Here is a 15309-nt window from a genome sequence, read left to right as displayed (position 1 = left end):
ATTACTTAACTTTCGTAACCCATGCGCCAACTCACGGCCCGCGTCGCAGCCAACAACCGCTGCGCCGCCGGGCCGTTTTCGTCGGCGTGGAACAGCGAGGTCGGGCCGACGATGGTCAGTACCGCAGCGATCTGCCCGACCGCGTTGAACACTGGCGCAGAAAGCGCATCCACACCCGGCATCAACAAACCATGCACGTGATGCAGACCGCGTTCGCGGATCTGTTCACACAACGCTGCATAGGCTGTTTCATCCTTGAGCGGATGCTCCGCGACAGCGATCTCCTGCTCGCGCAATTCATCGGTTTCCCGGTGTGGCAGGTAAGCGCTGAACACCAGCCCGGTGGACGAGCTGAGCAGCGGCAGCACCGAACCCAATTGCGTCACCACCGTCACCGCGCGCACCGCCGGTTCGATATGCACCACGGTTGCGCCCTGATTGCCCCACACCGCGAGAAAGCAGGTTTCGTTGAGTTCGTCGCGCAACTCGGACAGCGGCAGGGCGGCGACTTTCAGCACGTCCATGCTGTTGAGTGCGGCCAGGCCCACCCGCAGCGCTTCGCGACCGAGGCCGTAATGGTTGGTGGCGGCGTTCTGTTCGGCAAATCCCGAAGCAATCAACGCCTGCAGATAGCGATGCACCTTGCTCGCCGGCATCTGCACGTGTTCGGCCAGACGCGACAGCGAAGTCGACGGTGACAATTCGGCCAAAGCCTTGAGGATGTCGGTGCCGACCTCGGCGGAGCGGACTTTCTGTTTGCCGTTGCTGTCGCTGGTTTTTTCCATGGGGCTGGCGGTTCCGGTTCGAATGGGCGTCTTTATAGCTTGACGCTGGATAGCGAGCAAATTACGTTATGCGTAATCAGATTACGATAATAACAACCCCGGCGTGCCGAGACCTCTGAGCCAGAGCGATGGGCCATTGCCGACTCCCTGTTCAGGAGGCTCCATGAACCTCGATTCAACCGCGCAGGACCTGGTTTACCAGTCCGGCTTCGGCAACGAATTCAGCACCGAAGCGTTGCCCGGCGCGCTGCCCGTTGGCCAGAATTCCCCGCAAAAAGCCCCGTACGGCCTGTATACCGAATTGTTCTCCGGCACCGCGTTCACCATGCCGCGCAGCGAAGCGCGCCGCACCTGGATGTACCGGATTCAGCCATCGGCCAACCACCCGGCGTTCGTCAAACTGGAACGGCAACTGGCCGGCGGACCGTTGGGTGAAGTGACGCCCAATCGCCTGCGCTGGAATCCACTGGAGCTGCCGACCGAACCGACGGATTTCATCGATGGCCTGGTCAGCATGGCGGCCAACGCCGGCGCCGAGAAACCGTCCGGCATCAGCATTTATAACTACACCGCCAACCGTTCGATGGAGCGGGTGTTCTTCAACGCTGACGGTGAAATGCTGCTGGTGCCGCAACTCGGTCGCCTGCGTATCGCCACCGAACTGGGCGTACTCGAAGTGGCGCCGCTGGAAATCGTCGTGCTGCCGCGTGGCCTGAAATTTCGCGTCGAACTGCTCGATCCACAGGCACGCGGCTACCTCGCCGAGAACCATGGCGCGCCGCTGCGCCTGCCGGATCTGGGGCCGATCGGCAGCAACGGTCTGGCCAATCCCCGGGATTTCCTCACCCCGGTCGCTGCCTACGAAAACCTCCAGCACCCGACTACTTTGGTGCAGAAATTTCTTGGCCAGTTGTGGGCCACTGAACTCAATCACTCACCGCTCAATGTGGTCGCTTGGCACGGTAACAACGTGCCGTACAAATACGACCTGCGCCGTTTCAACACCATTGGCACGGTGAGCTTCGATCATCCCGATCCTTCGATCTTCACCGTGTTGACCTCGCCGACCAGCGTGCACGGTCTGGCGAACCTCGATTTCGTGATCTTCCCGCCGCGCTGGATGGTCGCCGAAAACACCTTCCGGCCACCGTGGTTCCACCGCAACCTGATGAACGAATTCATGGGCCTGATCCAGGGCGAATACGACGCCAAGGCTGAAGGCTTCGTGCCCGGCGGCGCTTCGTTGCACAGCTGCATGAGCGCCCATGGCCCGGACGGCGAGACCTGCACCAGGGCGATCAACGCCGAGCTTGCACCTGCAAAAATCGATAACACCATGGCCTTCATGTTCGAGACCAGCCAGGTGCTGCGCCCAAGCCGTTTCGCCCTCGACTGCCCTCAATTGCAATCCAGTTATGACGCTTGCTGGGCCTCGCTGCCCGCCACGTTCGATCCGACCCGGAGATAACCCATGACACAGAATTCCATCACCCGCAGTTGGGTCGCTTCGGCCAACGGTCACAGCGATTTTCCGTTGCAGAACCTGCCGCTGGGCGTGTTCAGCCTCAAGGGTTCTGCGCCGCGTGCAGGCGTGGCGATCGGCGAGCACATCTTCGATTTGCAGGTGGCGCTTGAGGCCGGTCTGTTCGACGGTGTCGCACGCAGTGCGGTGGAAGCCATGCAGGGCGGGCAGTTGAACGCGTTCTTCGAACTTGGCCGTGAGGCGCGGGTGGCCCTGCGCGAACGCCTGATCGAACTGTTCAGTGAAGGCAGCACGCTGCGTGGCAGCATCGAAGCGCAAGGCGCGAAAGTCTTGCCACTGGCTGCCGATTGCCAGATGCACCTGCCGGCGCGAATCAGCGATTACACCGACTTCTACGTCGGCATCGAGCACGCGCAGAACGTCGGCAAACTGTTCCGTCCGGATAACCCGCTGTTGCCGAACTACAAGCACGTGCCGATCGGTTACCACGGTCGCGCTTCCACGGTGCGAGCGTCCGGCACCGACGTGCGCCGGCCGAAGGGCCAGACGCTGCCGGCCGGGCAGACCGAACCGGTATTCGGCCCATGCGCACGTCTGGATTACGAACTGGAGCTGGGCATCTGGATCGGCCAGGGCAATGAGATGGGCGAGCCGATTGCCATCGGTGACGCTGCCGAGCACATCGCCGGTTTCTGCCTGCTCAACGACTGGTCGGCGCGGGATATCCAGGCTTGGGAATACCAGCCACTCGGCCCATTTCTGTCGAAAAGCTTCATCACCAGTGTTTCGCCCTGGGTGGTGACGGCCGAAGCACTGGAACCGTTCCGCATGGCACAGCCGGCGCGCCCTGAAGGTGATCCGCAGCCGCTGCCGTATCTGCTCGACAAGCGTGATCAGGATGGCGGCGCCTTCGACATCGAGCTGGAAGTGCTGTTGCGTACCGAAACCATGCGCGAGCAGAACCTGCCCGCCCATCGCCTGACCCTGAGCAACACCCGCTACATGTACTGGACCGTCGCGCAAATGGTCGCGCACCACAGCGTCAACGGCTGCCAGTTGCAGGCCGGCGATCTGTTCGGTTCGGGCACTTTGTCCGGGCCGGAAAACGGCCAGTTTGGCAGCCTGCTGGAGATCACTGAGGGCGGTAAGAAACCGATCGAACTGGCTTCCGGCGAAGTGCGCAAGTTCCTTGAGGACGGTGACGAAATCATCCTGCGCGCTCGCTGTGCCCGCGAAGGTTTTGCCTCGATCGGCTTCGGCGAATGTCGCGGCACCGTGATCGCTGCACGCTGACAGGAGCGGCTTATGGATCTCTATGGCTATTACCGTTCCACTTCATCGTACCGGGTGCGAATCGCACTGGCGTTGAAGGGCCTCGATTACCAGGCGCTGCCGGTCAACCTGATCGCACCGTCGGGTGGTGAACATCGGCAGCCGGCGTATCTGGCGCTCAATCCCCAGGGCCGGGTGCCAACCTTGCGCACCGATGACGGTGCGCTGCTGATTCAATCGCCGGCGATCATCGAGTATCTGGAAGAGCGTTATCCACAGGTGCCGTTGCTGCCGGATGATCTGCTGACGCGCGCGCAGGTGCGCGGTGTCGCGGCGGTGATCGGCTGCGATGTGCATCCACTGCACAACGTCAGCGTGCTCAATCGCCTGCGCCAGGCGGGGCAGAATGAGGCGCAAGTGGTGGAGTGGATCAGCCATTGGATCAGCCAAGGGCTGGCAACGGTGGAGCAGTTGATCGGCGACAGCGGTTTCTGTTTTGGCGAATGGCCGTGCGTGGCGGATGTGTATTTGATTCCGCAGTTGTATGCGGCAGAACGCTTCAATGTTTCGCTGGAGGCTTACCCGAAAATCCGCCGCGTTGCTGCGCTCGCTTTGGAACATCCAGCGTTCATCAAGGCCCATCCCGCCAACCAACCAGATACCCCTAAATGATCGTTCCCACGCTTTGCGTGGGAATGCATCTTGTGACGCTCTGCGTCACATTGGACGCAGAGCGTCCGGGGCGGCATTCCCACGCGGAGCGTGGGAACGATCAACACAGGTTTGTGTGGGCCTCAAGGATGGGGCAAACCTGCAAAAAGCGGTCAATGTACGACGGAGTTGGGCGGCAGATGGCCGAGGCGTTCGGTCAGGCGCAGGCGCTGGATCGGGTCTTCGCTGAGCAATAACGCATGCTCCAGATCGAAGCGTTCAGCGTTCGGGCAATCCAGCCGTTGATACAGACTGGCCCGGGCCATGTAATCAGAGGCCTTCGCATCACCCAGTTCGAGCACTCGTTCTGCGTCGATCAGCGCGGCGATGTGATCGTCGTGGGTCAGGTGCAATTGGCGCAGGTTGCGTGACAGACGCTGCAGCATCTGCACTGGCGTGGCCGTCAGCAGATGCTCGGCGCTGAGCTGCATGTTCGGCCCATATTGGCGTTGCAACAGTTCGCGACAGTCGTTGGGATACAAGCGTCGACCGCCGCAAGGGTCGAGCAAGTGGTCGGCGCCGGGTACCCGCAACAGGAAATGCCCGGGGAAGTTGACCCCGACCAAAGGAATCTCGAGGCCATGCGCCAGTTCCAGGGCGATCAACGCCAATGCCAACGGCTGACCGCGCTGGGTGTGCAACACGCGGTGCAGCAGCGCCGCCTGCGGGCGCAGCGGCAGGAAATCATCCTGTGCGAAACCGATATCGACCATGCGCCGCAACAGCGGTTGCGCCAGTTCGCTGACCGGCAGCATCGGCAGGCCATAGCTGACCCGTAGTTGCAGATCCTTGAAGGTGCGCAACCATGCCTCGGGCTCGAGGGTTTTGTCGTGCTCGGCACTTATCCACAGCGCAGCTTCCAGCAGCGCTGGCGGTGAACGATGCAGGCATTCGAAAAAGCGTTGGCGCGCACTCATCTGAATCTCCCTCCAATGCCTCGTTTTAGCCCCGTCCGGGTTGTTCGTCCAGTGCCGGGCGCGTTGAGCGCGAGTTATAGCGGCGCAACATTGTCCGCTCGGCGGCTCATGCCGGTGCGCGCCAGCAATTTTCAGGGGCAAGCCTATACTGGCGTTCTACAAGAAGTGATTCGGGAGCCTGTCGATGTTCGCTCTCATGCAAAGCACTCGCCTGGAATCGCTGCACTTGAGCGTGGACCCGGTCACCGGGTTGAAGGCGGTCATTGCCATTCATGACAGTCGCCTGGGGCCAGCCCTGGGCGGCTGCCGTTACCTTGCCTATCCCAACGACGAATCTGCGGTCGAGGACGCCATTCGCCTGGCGCAAAACATGAGCTACAAAGCGGCGCTGGCCGGCCTTGCGCAGGGCGGCGGGGTGGCGGTGATCGTGCGCCCGGCCCATGTCGAGAATCGCGCCGCGTTGTTCGAGGCTTTCGGCCGTTGCATCGAGCAGCTCGACGGTCGCTACATCACCGCCATCGACAGCGGCACTTCAGTGGCGGACATGGACTGCATTGCCCAGCAGACCCGGCATGTCACCAGCACCACCTCGGCAGGCGATCCGGCACCGCACGCGGCCATGGGCGTGTTCACCGGCATTCGCGCCACGGCGATGGCGCGTCTGGGCAGCGACAACCTCGAAGGTTTGCGCATCGCGATTCAGGGGCTTGGCAACGTCGGTTATGCACTGGCCGAGCAACTGCACGCGGCCGGCGCCGAGTTGCTGGTCAGTGACATCGACCACGGCAAGGTGCAACTGGCGATGGAGCAGCTCAATGCTCACCCGATCGCCAACGACGCATTGCTCAGCACGCCGTGCGACATTCTCGCGCCTTGTGGGTTGGGCGGTGTGCTCAACAGTCATTCGGTGTCGCAACTGCGCTGTTCCGCTGTCGCCGGTTCGGCGAACAATCAACTTTCCCATCTGGATGTGGCGGATCAACTGGAACGGCGCGGAATTCTTTATGCGCCGGATTATGTGATCAATGCCGGCGGGCTTATTTACGTTTCGCTTAAACATCGTGGCGAGGAGTTGCCGACGATTACGGCGCATCTGTCGAAGATCAGTTCGCGGCTGACCGAAGTCTTTGCCCATGCTCAGGCGGAAAAACGTTCGCCGGCGCGGGTGGCGGATGAGTTGGCGGAAAAGGTTTTGTATCGCTGAAAGCAAAAGATCGCAGCCTTCGGCAGCTCCTACACTCGGAATGCAGGAGTTGCCGAAGGCTCGGGCCGCGATCGGACGATCTTTCTGATTACTTCGGCGCTTTCGCTGCTTTGGCGGGCTTCGCCGGCGCCTCGTCAGGTTCTGCCGCTTCAGCTTTTTCGACAGGCTCGGCCGGCGCATTGATCAGCTCCGACAGCGCATCGGGCTGGCTTTTGAATGCCCGGGCAAACACATCGCGATTCCTCGCCATGTAGATCCCGGCTTCTTCTACTTGCTGTTCGGTCAGGGACGGAACGGCTTTTTGCAGCACATCGGCCAGATATTCGGCCAGTTCGAGCATTTTGTCATGACGATCAGCTTCGGCTTTATCCATGAACAAGCGCTCCAGATCTCGGCTGCTGCGGTATACCACTTCGACGGCCATTCACCACCTCACATGCCTTCACGTTAAGTTGTCTTGACGACTACTGTATCCATATACAGCGAAAAGGATAAGCGAATCCCTGCGCCATGGGTAGTGGCTTTTCAATGTAGACCGGATTTGGCGTTTGTCAGGGGACGGTGTGGCTGCTATTCGCGAGCAGGCTCGCTCCCACAGAAACTCTAGCGGTGCGACCAAACGCCACGGCGCGGGATTTGCAGCGGATCGCCATGATGCGTGGCCCTGAACCTGCATGAAAACCGTTGCAACAAGACGCGCGCGCAAAACCGTCACGTGCGATACGCATCATCCGCCCGAAACGGGCTAAGGAAACTCATCGTGAAAATAAACTGGGCCGAGAAATTGCGGCGTAACGTGCATCAACTGGCCGAGTCCCTGGGCAACCTGTTCGTCGAAACCTTCCACTATCTGGCGCTGTTCGCCATCGGTGCGGTGACGGCGTGGGCGGCGGTGATGGAGTTTCTCGGGATGCTCGAAGTCGGGCACATCAAGATCGATGACATTCTGTTGCTGTTCATCTATCTGGAACTGGGCGCGATGGTCGGGATTTATTTCAAGACCAACCACATGCCGGTGCGCTTCCTGATCTACGTGGCGATCACTGCACTGACGCGCCTGCTGATCTCCAACGTCTCGCACCACAACCCGCCGGACATGGGCATCATCTACCTGTGCGGCGGCATTCTGCTGCTGGCGTTTGCGATCCTGGTGGTGCGTTACGCTTCGTCGCAATTCCCCTCAGTGAAGATCGAGAACCCGCAGCGCAAGATCGGTACGGGTTCCAGCGAACATCCTGAAGTGGAGAAGGGCGAGCTCTAAAGGCCCGCCGCCTGGCCGGGCTGGCCTTTGACCCGTGGCGGTGGCGGGGTCAGCCCGGCGCCGCTGGTCATGGCTTCGAGAATCGACATGGCGCTGTGACCCTGTTCGATGGCGATGCCGAACTGGATGCTTTGTACCAGCCGTTTCAAACGCTCGGGATCGTTGCGCTGTTCGGCGCTGATCATGCGCTTGGCCACGATGCGGCCGGCGTTGGACAGGGTCAGCATGATGCTGCCGTCCAGGCCCTGAATGCTCAGATTGATCTGATAGTCCGGCGCGAAGGCATCGGTAATGATTTGAAATGGGTTGTCCATGATGCGTCACCGCCTGATTGAACGTGCAGTTGTTGACCGGCCATGATCTGATTTGGTTCGCAACACCAGACCACTGGCATCTCGTTCGCTGAGGTTTGCAATGTCCGTTTGCCTCAAGGGTGATGTAGCAAGGGGCATGCCGGAAAAATTGTCGAACAATAAACACGGCGAAAAAAACGGCGAGCCTCGGGGCTCGCCGTTTTTTGTGGCGCGTTTTCAGGGCAGGAATGAGCCGATGATCGCTGACAGTGCAGTCAGGCCGATCAACACTCCACCCAGTTCACCGCCAGCCCGCCCCGCGAGGTTTCCTTGTATTTGTCGTGCATGTCGGCGCCGGTGTCGCGCATGGTGCGGATCACCCGGTCGAGGGAAATGAAGTGATTGCCGTCGCCGCGCAGGGCCATTTGCGTGGCGTTGATCGCCTTCACCGCCGCGATGGCATTGCGCTCGATGCACGGCACTTGCACCAGGCCGCCGACCGGATCGCAGGTCAGACCGAGGTTGTGTTCCAGGCCGATTTCGGCAGCGTTCTCCAGTTGCTCCGGTGTCGCGCCGAGGACATCGGCCAGGCCGGCGGCAGCCATTGCGCAAGCCGAGCCGACTTCGCCCTGACAGCCGACCTCGGCACCGGAGATGGAGGCGTTTTTCTTGCACAAAATCCCGACAGCGGCTGCGCCGAGAAAGAACGCGACGACATCATCGTCAGACGCATCCGGATTGAATTTCATGTAGTAGTGCAGAACCGCCGGAATGATCCCGGCGGCGCCATTGGTCGGCGCGGTGACCATGCGCCCGCCGGCTGCGTTTTCTTCGTTGACGGCGAGGGCGAACAGGTTGACCCATTCCATCGCCGACAGGGTCGAGCTGATCACATTCGGTTTGCCGATTTCCAACAGGCTGCGATGCAGTTTCGCCGCGCGGCGCGGTACTTTCAGGCCGCCGGGCAGGATGCCTTCGTGGCGCAAACCTTGTTCGACGCACTCGCGCATCACTGACCAGATGTGCAGCAGGCCTTGGCGAATCTCGGCATCGCTGCGCCAGGCGCGCTCGTTGGCCATCATCAGTTCGGACACGCGCAGATTGTGCTTTTTGCACAAAGCGAGCAGTTCGGCGGCGCTGGAAAAATCGTACGGCAACACCACGTCGCTGATTGGCGCCACGCCAGATTCGGCTTCAGCCGCTTCGACGATGAAACCGCCGCCGACCGAGTAATAGGTTTGCGTGAACAGCTCGGCGCTTTCGCCAAAGGCGCTCAGCGACATGGCGTTGGGGTGGTAGGGCAGGCTCTCGTCGAGCAGCAGCAGATCGCTCTGCCAGTCAAACGCAATCGAGCGTTGACCGGCGAGGGACAGTTGTCCGGTTTCGCGCAGTTGCTGGATGCGTGGATCGATGGTCGAAGGATCGATGCTGTCCGGCCACTCGCCCATCAGGCCCATGACCGTTGCGCGGTCAGTGGCGTGGCCAACGCCGGTCGCAGACAGCGAGCCGTACAGACGGATTTCCACCCGTCGCACGTCATTGAGCAGATGCTGGTCGATCAGGGCCTGGGCAAACGTCGCCGCTGCACGCATCGGACCGACGGTATGGGAGCTGGACGGGCCGATGCCCACTTTGAATAGATCGAAAACACTGATAGCCATGCTAAACCCTTACAAGCAATGGAGTAGGAATCGCTGCCATTTTTTGTCGGACAAGCGCAATGTCGGCGATACTGCCTGCCTCGGTTCGAGGTGACCAACGAAACCTCCTAAGACAGCCTTTAGCAGGACTAAACAATGAGTCGTCAATTGCATGCCCAGACCTATGTCTGGCTGCAGGTGTTTGCCTGTGCCGCGCGGCACCTGTCGTTCACCCGTTGTGCCGAAGAGCTGCACATCACCCCGGGCGCGGTCAGCCAGCAGATTCGTCAATTGGAAGAGCGCCTGGGCTTTCGCCTGTTTCATCGGCGCGCGCGCGGCGTTGAGTTGAGTGCACAGGGGCAGCGGCTGGCGATTACCGTCAATGAAGCCTATGGCAGCATCGATGCGGAATTGCGCCGGCTGGACGCCGGGATGATCAGCGGGACTCTGCGGTTGCGCTCGATCCCGTCGTTTCTCGGCAAGTGGCTGACCCCGCGCCTGCCGCGCTTGCAGCAACGCTTTCCAGATATCCAGTTGCGCCTGGTGGCCGAGGACAGCAGCGTGCCACTGCATGAGGGCGATTTCGATCTGGCCATCGACCTCAACGATGGCAGCTACCCCGGATTGTTATCCACAGCCTTGCTCGACGAGCAGATATTTCCGGTGTGCGCGCCGAGCCTGCTGCGCGGGCGACCGCCGTTGCACGGGCCGGCGGATCTGATGCATTTCCCGTTGCTGCACGACATCACCGCCTGGCGTGGCAGTTACGAATACGCAGAATGGGAGTTCTACCTGAACGCGATCGGCTTCGAAGGCGCCGATGTGCGACGCGGCCACACGTTCAACCGCAATCACCTGACCATCGAAGCGGCGATCGCTGGCATGGGCGTGGCGATTGCCCGGCGCACGTTGCTCAACGATGAGCTGGAGCGCGGCACTTTGATCGTGCCGTTCGGCTTGTCAGTACCCAACCATAAACGCTATGTGCTGCTGTATGCACCGGGGGCGTTGAGCCATCCGGGCGTGCGCGCTGTGCACGACTGGCTGGTGGAGGAGGCAGGGATTTTTCGCAGTTTGCACCCGCTGAACGAGCAGCAGATGTGAGCAGATTTTTCTGCGGAGCGGGTCGACCCAACTCCCGACATTAACAGCGCCTCGCTCGGTTGTCCGGCTTTTTTTGCGAATGAATATTTTTCTTTTTTCAGGGGTTGAAATGTTCGCCGCTCGGGCCGATTGTTGTAACCAGGAGGTCAGGAAATTCACTTCAAGGCCTCCAGCGAGCTAGCTGAAATAAGGGATGAACTATGCAAATCCAAGTCAACAGCGATAACCATATTCAAAGCAGTAAGCGACTGGAGGAGTGGGTACGTACAACTATTGAGAGCACGCTCGACCGTTATGAAGAAGACCTGACCCGTGTCGAAGTCCACCTGAGCGACGAGAACGGCGAAAAACCAGGTCCCCATGACTTGCGCTGCCAACTGGAAGCGCGGCCAAAAGGCCACCAACCGATTTCCGTGACCCATAAAGCCGATTCGCTGGAACAGGCGATCGACGGTGCCGCCGAGAAACTGGAGCACAAACTGGATCATCTGTTCGGCAAACTGCGAGGTAAACCACGCGCCGCTGTAGTGCCATTTACCGGCAAGGCCAACGACAAGCTGTTGGCGGAAGAATTTGACGAGAATGAACAGGCAGCGATCAACAGTTGATGCGCTGATTTCACAAGTCACACAAGGAGAACGGGCCTGCTGATGCAGGCCCGTTTTTTTTCGCATGGGGGGAAGGCTTCAGAGTCTGTTCAGAATGCCACCGACGTCTGCACATAAACCGTCCGCGGCTCACCCACGTACTTGCCCTTGTTGTTGTCATCGAACGAGCGTGTGAAGTACTGCGTGTTGAAGATGTTCTTCACGCCCACCGCCACATTCAAATCCGACAGTTGCGGTCCGAAGTCATACCCGGCGCGGCTGCTGAACAGCATGTAGCCGGGGATCTTGCCGGTGCTGCCATCGGCGCTTTCTTTCGAAGTGTTGGCGTTGTCGGCGAACTGGTCGCTCTGGAAGCTGCTGTCCAGATTCAGCTTCCATGGCCCTTCGGTATAACCGACGCCAATCGTGCCTTTGTGCTTGGAGGAAAACGGCACGCGGTTGCCTTTGTTCGGCCCGTCCTCGCGGATGGTGGCGTCGACATAGGCATAACTGGCGTAGACATCGAAACCGGCCAGCGCCGGGCTCAAGTCGTCGAGCGCGTAATTGACGCTGGTCTCGATGCCCTGATGGCGGGTTTCGCCGCGAGCGATCACCGAGTCGTTGGTCTGGTTGCTTTCGTACTGGTTGTCGAAGTTGATCAGGAATGCGCCGATCTCCGCGCGCAGGGCACCGTTGTCATAGCGCGTGCCGAGTTCCCAGGTGCGGGCCTTTTCCGGTTTCACCTCGCCGCTGCTCACGCGGTTGGGCATCTGGCTGTATTGCACGCTGCCGAACGAGCCTTCGGTGTTGGCGTACAGGTTCCAGCTGTCGGTGAGGTGATAAAGCACGTTCAGCGCCGGCAGCGCGGTGTTGTAGTCGCCCTTGTATTTGACGTTGGTCAGGTTGTTGGTCTGTTGCGACTCGATCATCTCGTAGCGCACGCCCGGAGTGATGGTCCATTTGCCGATGTCGATGCGGTCATCGACGAAGAATGCGTTGGCCTCGGTACCACCGCGAGTGTCGCGGTCGTTGCGGCTGCTGGTGGTCGGGTATTCGTTGGCGCTGATCGGCGTGCGATAACGCAGTTCGTGGCCGGCCTCATTGATGTAGCGGTAGCCGACGCCGACTTCATGGCTGCTCGGACCGAGATCGAAGCCTTGGGCGAAACGGGTTTCCAGACCACGTACCCAATACTCGCGCGGCGACAACGAAAGGAATGTGCCCTGATCCAGATAACCGCTGCGCAGGGTTTTGGTGAAGAAGGTGTTGGCGGTGAATTCGCGGCGATCTTCCTGATAGCGATAGCCGAAGTTGAACATCGTCCGGCGGCCCCAGAACTGGTCTTTCGGCCGCGTCGACTGGTACGGATCGGCATCGTAATCGGCGACGGTGAGACCGCCGGGCATGTCGGCCTTGCCTTCGTAATACTGGGCCATGGCGTTGAAGCTGTTGGCCTCGTCGAGCTGATATTTGCCCTTGAGGATCAGGTCGTCGATCTCGGTATCGCTGTGTTCGCGCCAGTCACCGCCACGGGTGCCGGAGTACAACAGCGCACCACCGAGGCCGTTGGCGTTGGTGCCGCCGGCCAGCAGATTGGCGCTGGTCTTGAAACCGTCGTGGCTCGACGATGGGCTGGTTTCAGTCTGGAAACCACCCTTGACCGTCGGCTCGTCAGGAATCGCCCGGGTCACGAAGTTGACCACGCCGCCGACGTTCTGCGGGCCATAACGCACCGCGCCGCCGCCGCGCACCACGTCCACCGCATCCATGTTGCCCATGCTGATCGGCGCGAACGACAACTGCGGCTGACCATACGGCGCGAACGGTACCGGGATGCCGTCCATCAATACTGTCGAGCGCGCGGCCAGGCGTGGATTCAAACCACGAATGCCGAAGTTCAGCGCCATGTCGTGGCTGCCGGTGCCGTTGTTCTCCGGCGCGTTCACACCGGGGATGCGGTTGAGCACATCGCGGGCCTGGGTCGCGCCCTGGCGTTCGAATTCTTCGCGGCGGATCACATCACGCGCCCCGGGGTGTTCGAAGACATTGATCTGCGCCGCATCGCCGAGCCAGTCGCCGACTACGGTCGAGGTGCCCAGCTCCAGCGCCGCGTCAGCCAGCGGTTGCAGGCTGAAGGCATTGTCGCCTTCGGCGCGGGCTTGCAGGCCTGTGCCTTCGAGCAGGGCATCGAGGCCTTGTTGCGTCGTGTAATTGCCCTCCAGACCCCGGCTCTGCACACCGCTGGTGACTTGCGAGCCAAAGGAAATCAGCACGCCGGCTTCACGGCCAAACTGGTTCAGCGCGGTTTCCAGCGACGTCGGGGCGATGTGATAAACCTTGGTCTCGGCGCCCAGCGCAGCGGGCAGGGCGGTGAAACTCAGGCTGGCGCCGAGCAGAAGATTGCGCAGGCTGCGGGCCAGTGGGGTAAGGCGGGTGGGCTGCATGTGGATGATCCTGAGAAGGTGGAATCAAGGGGGCTTTCCTTCTCTGTCACGCCAGATCTGAAAAACGGCTCATGGTTTTGGCGTTTTTTTACACCCGCGCTTCGATGCTCACCCAATAACGGGTAAAGCGCTTCACTCTGACCGGCAGACTGATCTGCAACAGGTCGAGAATCCGCTCGCTGTCATCCAGTGGATACGTCCCGGAAATCAGCAAATCGGCAACCTGGCTGTCGCACCGCAGCTGCCCGCGCCGGTAGCGGCCAAGCTCTTCGAGGAAATCGCCGAGGCGCATATGGGCGGCGACCAGCATGCCGTCAGTCCACGCACCGCTGTTGGCGTCCAGTGGTTTGGCCGCGCTGACGGAGCTGGCAGTAAAACTCAACTGCCGCGCGACCGGCAGCAGCAGGGGCGCGCGCTGGTTGGCGACGAGTTCGACTCGTCCTTCGAACAGGGCGATCTGCGTGCGCTCAACAAACTGCCGCACATTGAGGCGCGCACCTTGGCTTTTCAGCACGCCGTGTGCCGTGCGTATCTCGAACGGATTTGCAGCGCTCAACAGCATTTCGCCTTCGAGCAGACGAATCGTACGCTGCGTGTCATCGACATCGACGGAACTTGCGGTATTGAGCTGTAACGAATCGGCACCGCCCAAGCCGATCTTGCGCCGCTGGCCGACCGGCGTGCGGTAATCGGCGAGCAGCGACGGCAACGGCGTGTGCTCGCGCATGCCCCAGGTCGCCGCTGAGCCGGCACCGAGAATCAGCAACATTTTCAGCGCCTGACGGCGGCTGCCGGACTTCGGTCCGTTCAACGCCGCGTGGGCCAACGGCGACGAAACGCCGCGCAAACGCTGATTGACTCGTTGCATGTGTTCCCACGCCCGGCGGTGTTCGCTGTGTGCATCCAGCCATTGTTGCCAGGCCTGTTGCTGGCGCGGGGTCAGCGTGCCCTGCTGCATTTCCAGCAGCCAGTGCACCGCCTGTTCGGCGACTTGCGCGGAGAAATCCGGCACCCGATTCACAGGGCGAAATAGCAGCGCATGGCCGCTTTGTTCAAATGGCGTTTGACCGTGGCCACTGAGATGCCCAGTTCTGCGGCGATCTGTGGATAAGTCAGACCATCGACCTGCGCGAGCAGAAAGGCGCGTTTGACCTGGCGCGGCAAGCCGTCGAGCAGTTCATCGAGTTCGACCAGTGTCTGCAGGATGATCGCTTTGTGCTCTTCCGACGGCGCGACCATTTCCGGCATTTGCGCCAGCGTCTCGAGGTAGGCGCGTTCCACATCCTGGCGCCGGTAATGATTGAACAGCACGCGCTTGGCCAAAGTGGTGAGAAAGGCGCGCGGTTCGATGATCGTCGGTGGTTCGCGGGCGGTCAGCACCTTGATGAACGTGTCCTGAGCCAGATCCGCCGCGCTGTCCGGGCAGCCGAGCTTGCGCCGCAACCAGCCGGTGAGCCAGCTGTGATGAGCGTGGTATAGCGATTCGACGGGATGGGCGGGCGGCAACGAAATCACTCCGGACGCAAAAACTTGCGTAGAGAACGTGCATTAGAGAACAAGAACGGTTCGCATTGTAGAGGCTGGCGACAGTGTCCGGCAATCAGATGC

14 protein-coding genes and 1 pseudogene are annotated in these 15309 nt (G+C 60.7%); 7 read left to right on the top strand and 8 right to left on the bottom strand.

All coding sequences use genetic code 11. The annotated features are described in order from the left end of the window. Positions 1 to 5: 5 nt before the first annotated feature. Positions 6 to 785 (bottom strand): IclR family transcriptional regulator, encoded by a 780-nt coding sequence (locus tag JWU58_RS22975; RefSeq protein WP_024011648.1) that lies wholly within the window; start codon positions 783 to 785, stop codon positions 6 to 8. Positions 786 to 948: 163 nt separating this feature from the next. Here JWU58_RS22975 and hmgA point away from each other — a divergent pair, with 163 nt between their 5' ends. The 3 genes from hmgA to maiA are packed head-to-tail and all read left to right on the top strand — an operon-like array spanning position 949 to position 4212. Further along, positions 949 to 2253 (top strand): homogentisate 1,2-dioxygenase, encoded by a 1305-nt coding sequence (gene hmgA / locus JWU58_RS22970; protein ID WP_071174423.1) that lies wholly within the window; start codon positions 949 to 951, stop codon positions 2251 to 2253. A 3-nt stretch (positions 2254 to 2256) separates the two neighbouring features. Then, entirely contained in the window at positions 2257 to 3561 is a 1305-nt protein-coding gene (gene fahA, locus JWU58_RS22965; protein WP_123443451.1) for a fumarylacetoacetase, read from the top strand. A gap of 12 nt (positions 3562 to 3573) precedes the next feature. Beyond that, on the top strand, positions 3574 to 4212 hold the full coding sequence (gene maiA / locus JWU58_RS22960; RefSeq protein WP_123443452.1) for a maleylacetoacetate isomerase: 639 nt from the start codon (positions 3574 to 3576) through the stop codon (positions 4210 to 4212). A 152-nt stretch (positions 4213 to 4364) separates the two neighbouring features. On the opposite strand, the gene JWU58_RS22955 is transcribed toward maiA, so the two are convergent. Further along, positions 4365 to 5168, bottom strand: a complete 804-nt coding sequence (locus tag JWU58_RS22955; protein WP_206421040.1) for a transglutaminase family protein — start codon at positions 5166 to 5168, stop codon at positions 4365 to 4367. Positions 5169 to 5352: 184 nt separating this feature from the next. On the opposite strand from JWU58_RS22955, the gene JWU58_RS22950 reads away from it, so the two are divergent. After that, entirely contained in the window at positions 5353 to 6372 is a 1020-nt protein-coding gene (locus JWU58_RS22950) for a Glu/Leu/Phe/Val dehydrogenase family protein (RefSeq protein WP_016771635.1), read from the top strand. Positions 6373 to 6541: 169 nt separating this feature from the next. Here JWU58_RS22950 and JWU58_RS22945 read toward each other — a convergent pair. Next, a pseudogene (locus JWU58_RS22945) lies at positions 6542 to 6796 on the bottom strand (YebG family protein); the annotation flags it as partial. A 336-nt stretch (positions 6797 to 7132) separates the two neighbouring features. Here JWU58_RS22945 and JWU58_RS22940 point away from each other — a divergent pair. Then, positions 7133 to 7633, top strand: a complete 501-nt coding sequence (locus JWU58_RS22940; protein ID WP_016771633.1) for a phosphate-starvation-inducible protein PsiE — start codon at positions 7133 to 7135, stop codon at positions 7631 to 7633. Here JWU58_RS22940 and JWU58_RS22935 read toward each other — a convergent pair. Continuing rightward, positions 7630 to 7947: a DUF3509 domain-containing protein gene (locus JWU58_RS22935; RefSeq protein ID WP_016771632.1), complete on the bottom strand. Its 318-nt coding sequence runs from the start codon at positions 7945 to 7947 to the stop codon at positions 7630 to 7632. The two genes, JWU58_RS22940 and JWU58_RS22935, sit on opposite strands and share 4 nt — an antisense overlap. 263 nt (positions 7948 to 8210) lie before the next feature. Further along, positions 8211 to 9587: an L-serine ammonia-lyase gene (locus tag JWU58_RS22930; protein WP_122601868.1), complete on the bottom strand. Its 1377-nt coding sequence runs from the start codon at positions 9585 to 9587 to the stop codon at positions 8211 to 8213. 135 nt (positions 9588 to 9722) lie between these two features. Between JWU58_RS22930 and JWU58_RS22925 the strand changes: the two genes are divergently transcribed. Continuing rightward, on the top strand, positions 9723 to 10670 hold the full coding sequence (locus JWU58_RS22925; protein ID WP_123443455.1) for a LysR substrate-binding domain-containing protein: 948 nt from the start codon (positions 9723 to 9725) through the stop codon (positions 10668 to 10670). A gap of 200 nt (positions 10671 to 10870) precedes the next feature. Next, the gene (locus tag JWU58_RS22920) at positions 10871 to 11278 is read left to right on the top strand and encodes an HPF/RaiA family ribosome-associated protein (RefSeq protein ID WP_016771629.1); all 408 of its coding nucleotides are present in this window, start codon (positions 10871 to 10873) and stop codon (positions 11276 to 11278) included. Between the two features lie 89 nt (positions 11279 to 11367). Here the strand turns inward: JWU58_RS22920 and fecA are convergent, their stop codons facing one another. From fecA to JWU58_RS22905, 3 genes are all read right to left on the bottom strand, one after another. Further along, on the bottom strand, positions 11368 to 13701 hold the full coding sequence (gene fecA / locus JWU58_RS22915; RefSeq protein WP_206421038.1) for a TonB-dependent Fe(3+) dicitrate receptor FecA: 2334 nt from the start codon (positions 13699 to 13701) through the stop codon (positions 11368 to 11370). 88 nt (positions 13702 to 13789) lie between these two features. Next, positions 13790 to 14722 carry a DUF4880 domain-containing protein gene (locus tag JWU58_RS22910; RefSeq protein WP_206421037.1) on the bottom strand — a complete coding sequence of 311 codons (933 nt, stop codon included), beginning with the start codon at positions 14720 to 14722 and terminating at the stop codon, positions 13790 to 13792. Continuing rightward, the gene (locus JWU58_RS22905; RefSeq protein WP_206421036.1) at positions 14719 to 15207 is read right to left on the bottom strand and encodes a sigma-70 family RNA polymerase sigma factor; all 489 of its coding nucleotides are present in this window, start codon (positions 15205 to 15207) and stop codon (positions 14719 to 14721) included. Before JWU58_RS22905 ends, JWU58_RS22910 begins: the two co-directional genes overlap by 4 nt. Between the last annotated feature and the right edge of the window lie 102 nt (positions 15208 to 15309).

The sequence above is a fragment of the Pseudomonas atacamensis genome (assembly GCF_017167965.1).
Classification (GTDB): Bacteria; Pseudomonadota; Gammaproteobacteria; order Pseudomonadales; family Pseudomonadaceae; genus Aquipseudomonas; species Aquipseudomonas atacamensis.
The sequence above is the reverse complement of the archived record's forward strand: the minus strand, read 5'-3'. Positions and strand labels throughout refer to the sequence as shown.

Excerpts from the sequence above, each read along its gene's own strand:
- JWU58_RS22975 (WP_024011648.1), bottom strand. The coding sequence starts at position 785 with ATGGAAAAAACCAGCGACAGCAACGGCAAACAGAAAGTCCGCTCCGCC.
- hmgA (WP_071174423.1), top strand. The coding sequence starts at position 949 with ATGAACCTCGATTCAACCGCGCAGGACCTGGTTTACCAGTCCGGCTTC.
- fahA (WP_123443451.1), top strand. The coding sequence starts at position 2,257 with ATGACACAGAATTCCATCACCCGCAGTTGGGTCGCTTCGGCCAACGGT.
- maiA (WP_123443452.1), top strand. The coding sequence starts at position 3,574 with ATGGATCTCTATGGCTATTACCGTTCCACTTCATCGTACCGGGTGCGA.
- JWU58_RS22955 (WP_206421040.1), bottom strand. The coding sequence starts at position 5,168 with ATGAGTGCGCGCCAACGCTTTTTCGAATGCCTGCATCGTTCACCGCCA.
- JWU58_RS22950 (WP_016771635.1), top strand. The coding sequence starts at position 5,353 with ATGTTCGCTCTCATGCAAAGCACTCGCCTGGAATCGCTGCACTTGAGC.
- JWU58_RS22935 (WP_016771632.1), bottom strand. The coding sequence starts at position 7,947 with ATGGACAACCCATTTCAAATCATTACCGATGCCTTCGCGCCGGACTAT.
- JWU58_RS22930 (WP_122601868.1), bottom strand. The coding sequence starts at position 9,587 with ATGGCTATCAGTGTTTTCGATCTATTCAAAGTGGGCATCGGCCCGTCC.
- JWU58_RS22925 (WP_123443455.1), top strand. The coding sequence starts at position 9,723 with ATGAGTCGTCAATTGCATGCCCAGACCTATGTCTGGCTGCAGGTGTTT.
- JWU58_RS22920 (WP_016771629.1), top strand. The coding sequence starts at position 10,871 with ATGCAAATCCAAGTCAACAGCGATAACCATATTCAAAGCAGTAAGCGA.
- fecA (WP_206421038.1), bottom strand. The coding sequence starts at position 13,701 with ATGCAGCCCACCCGCCTTACCCCACTGGCCCGCAGCCTGCGCAATCTT.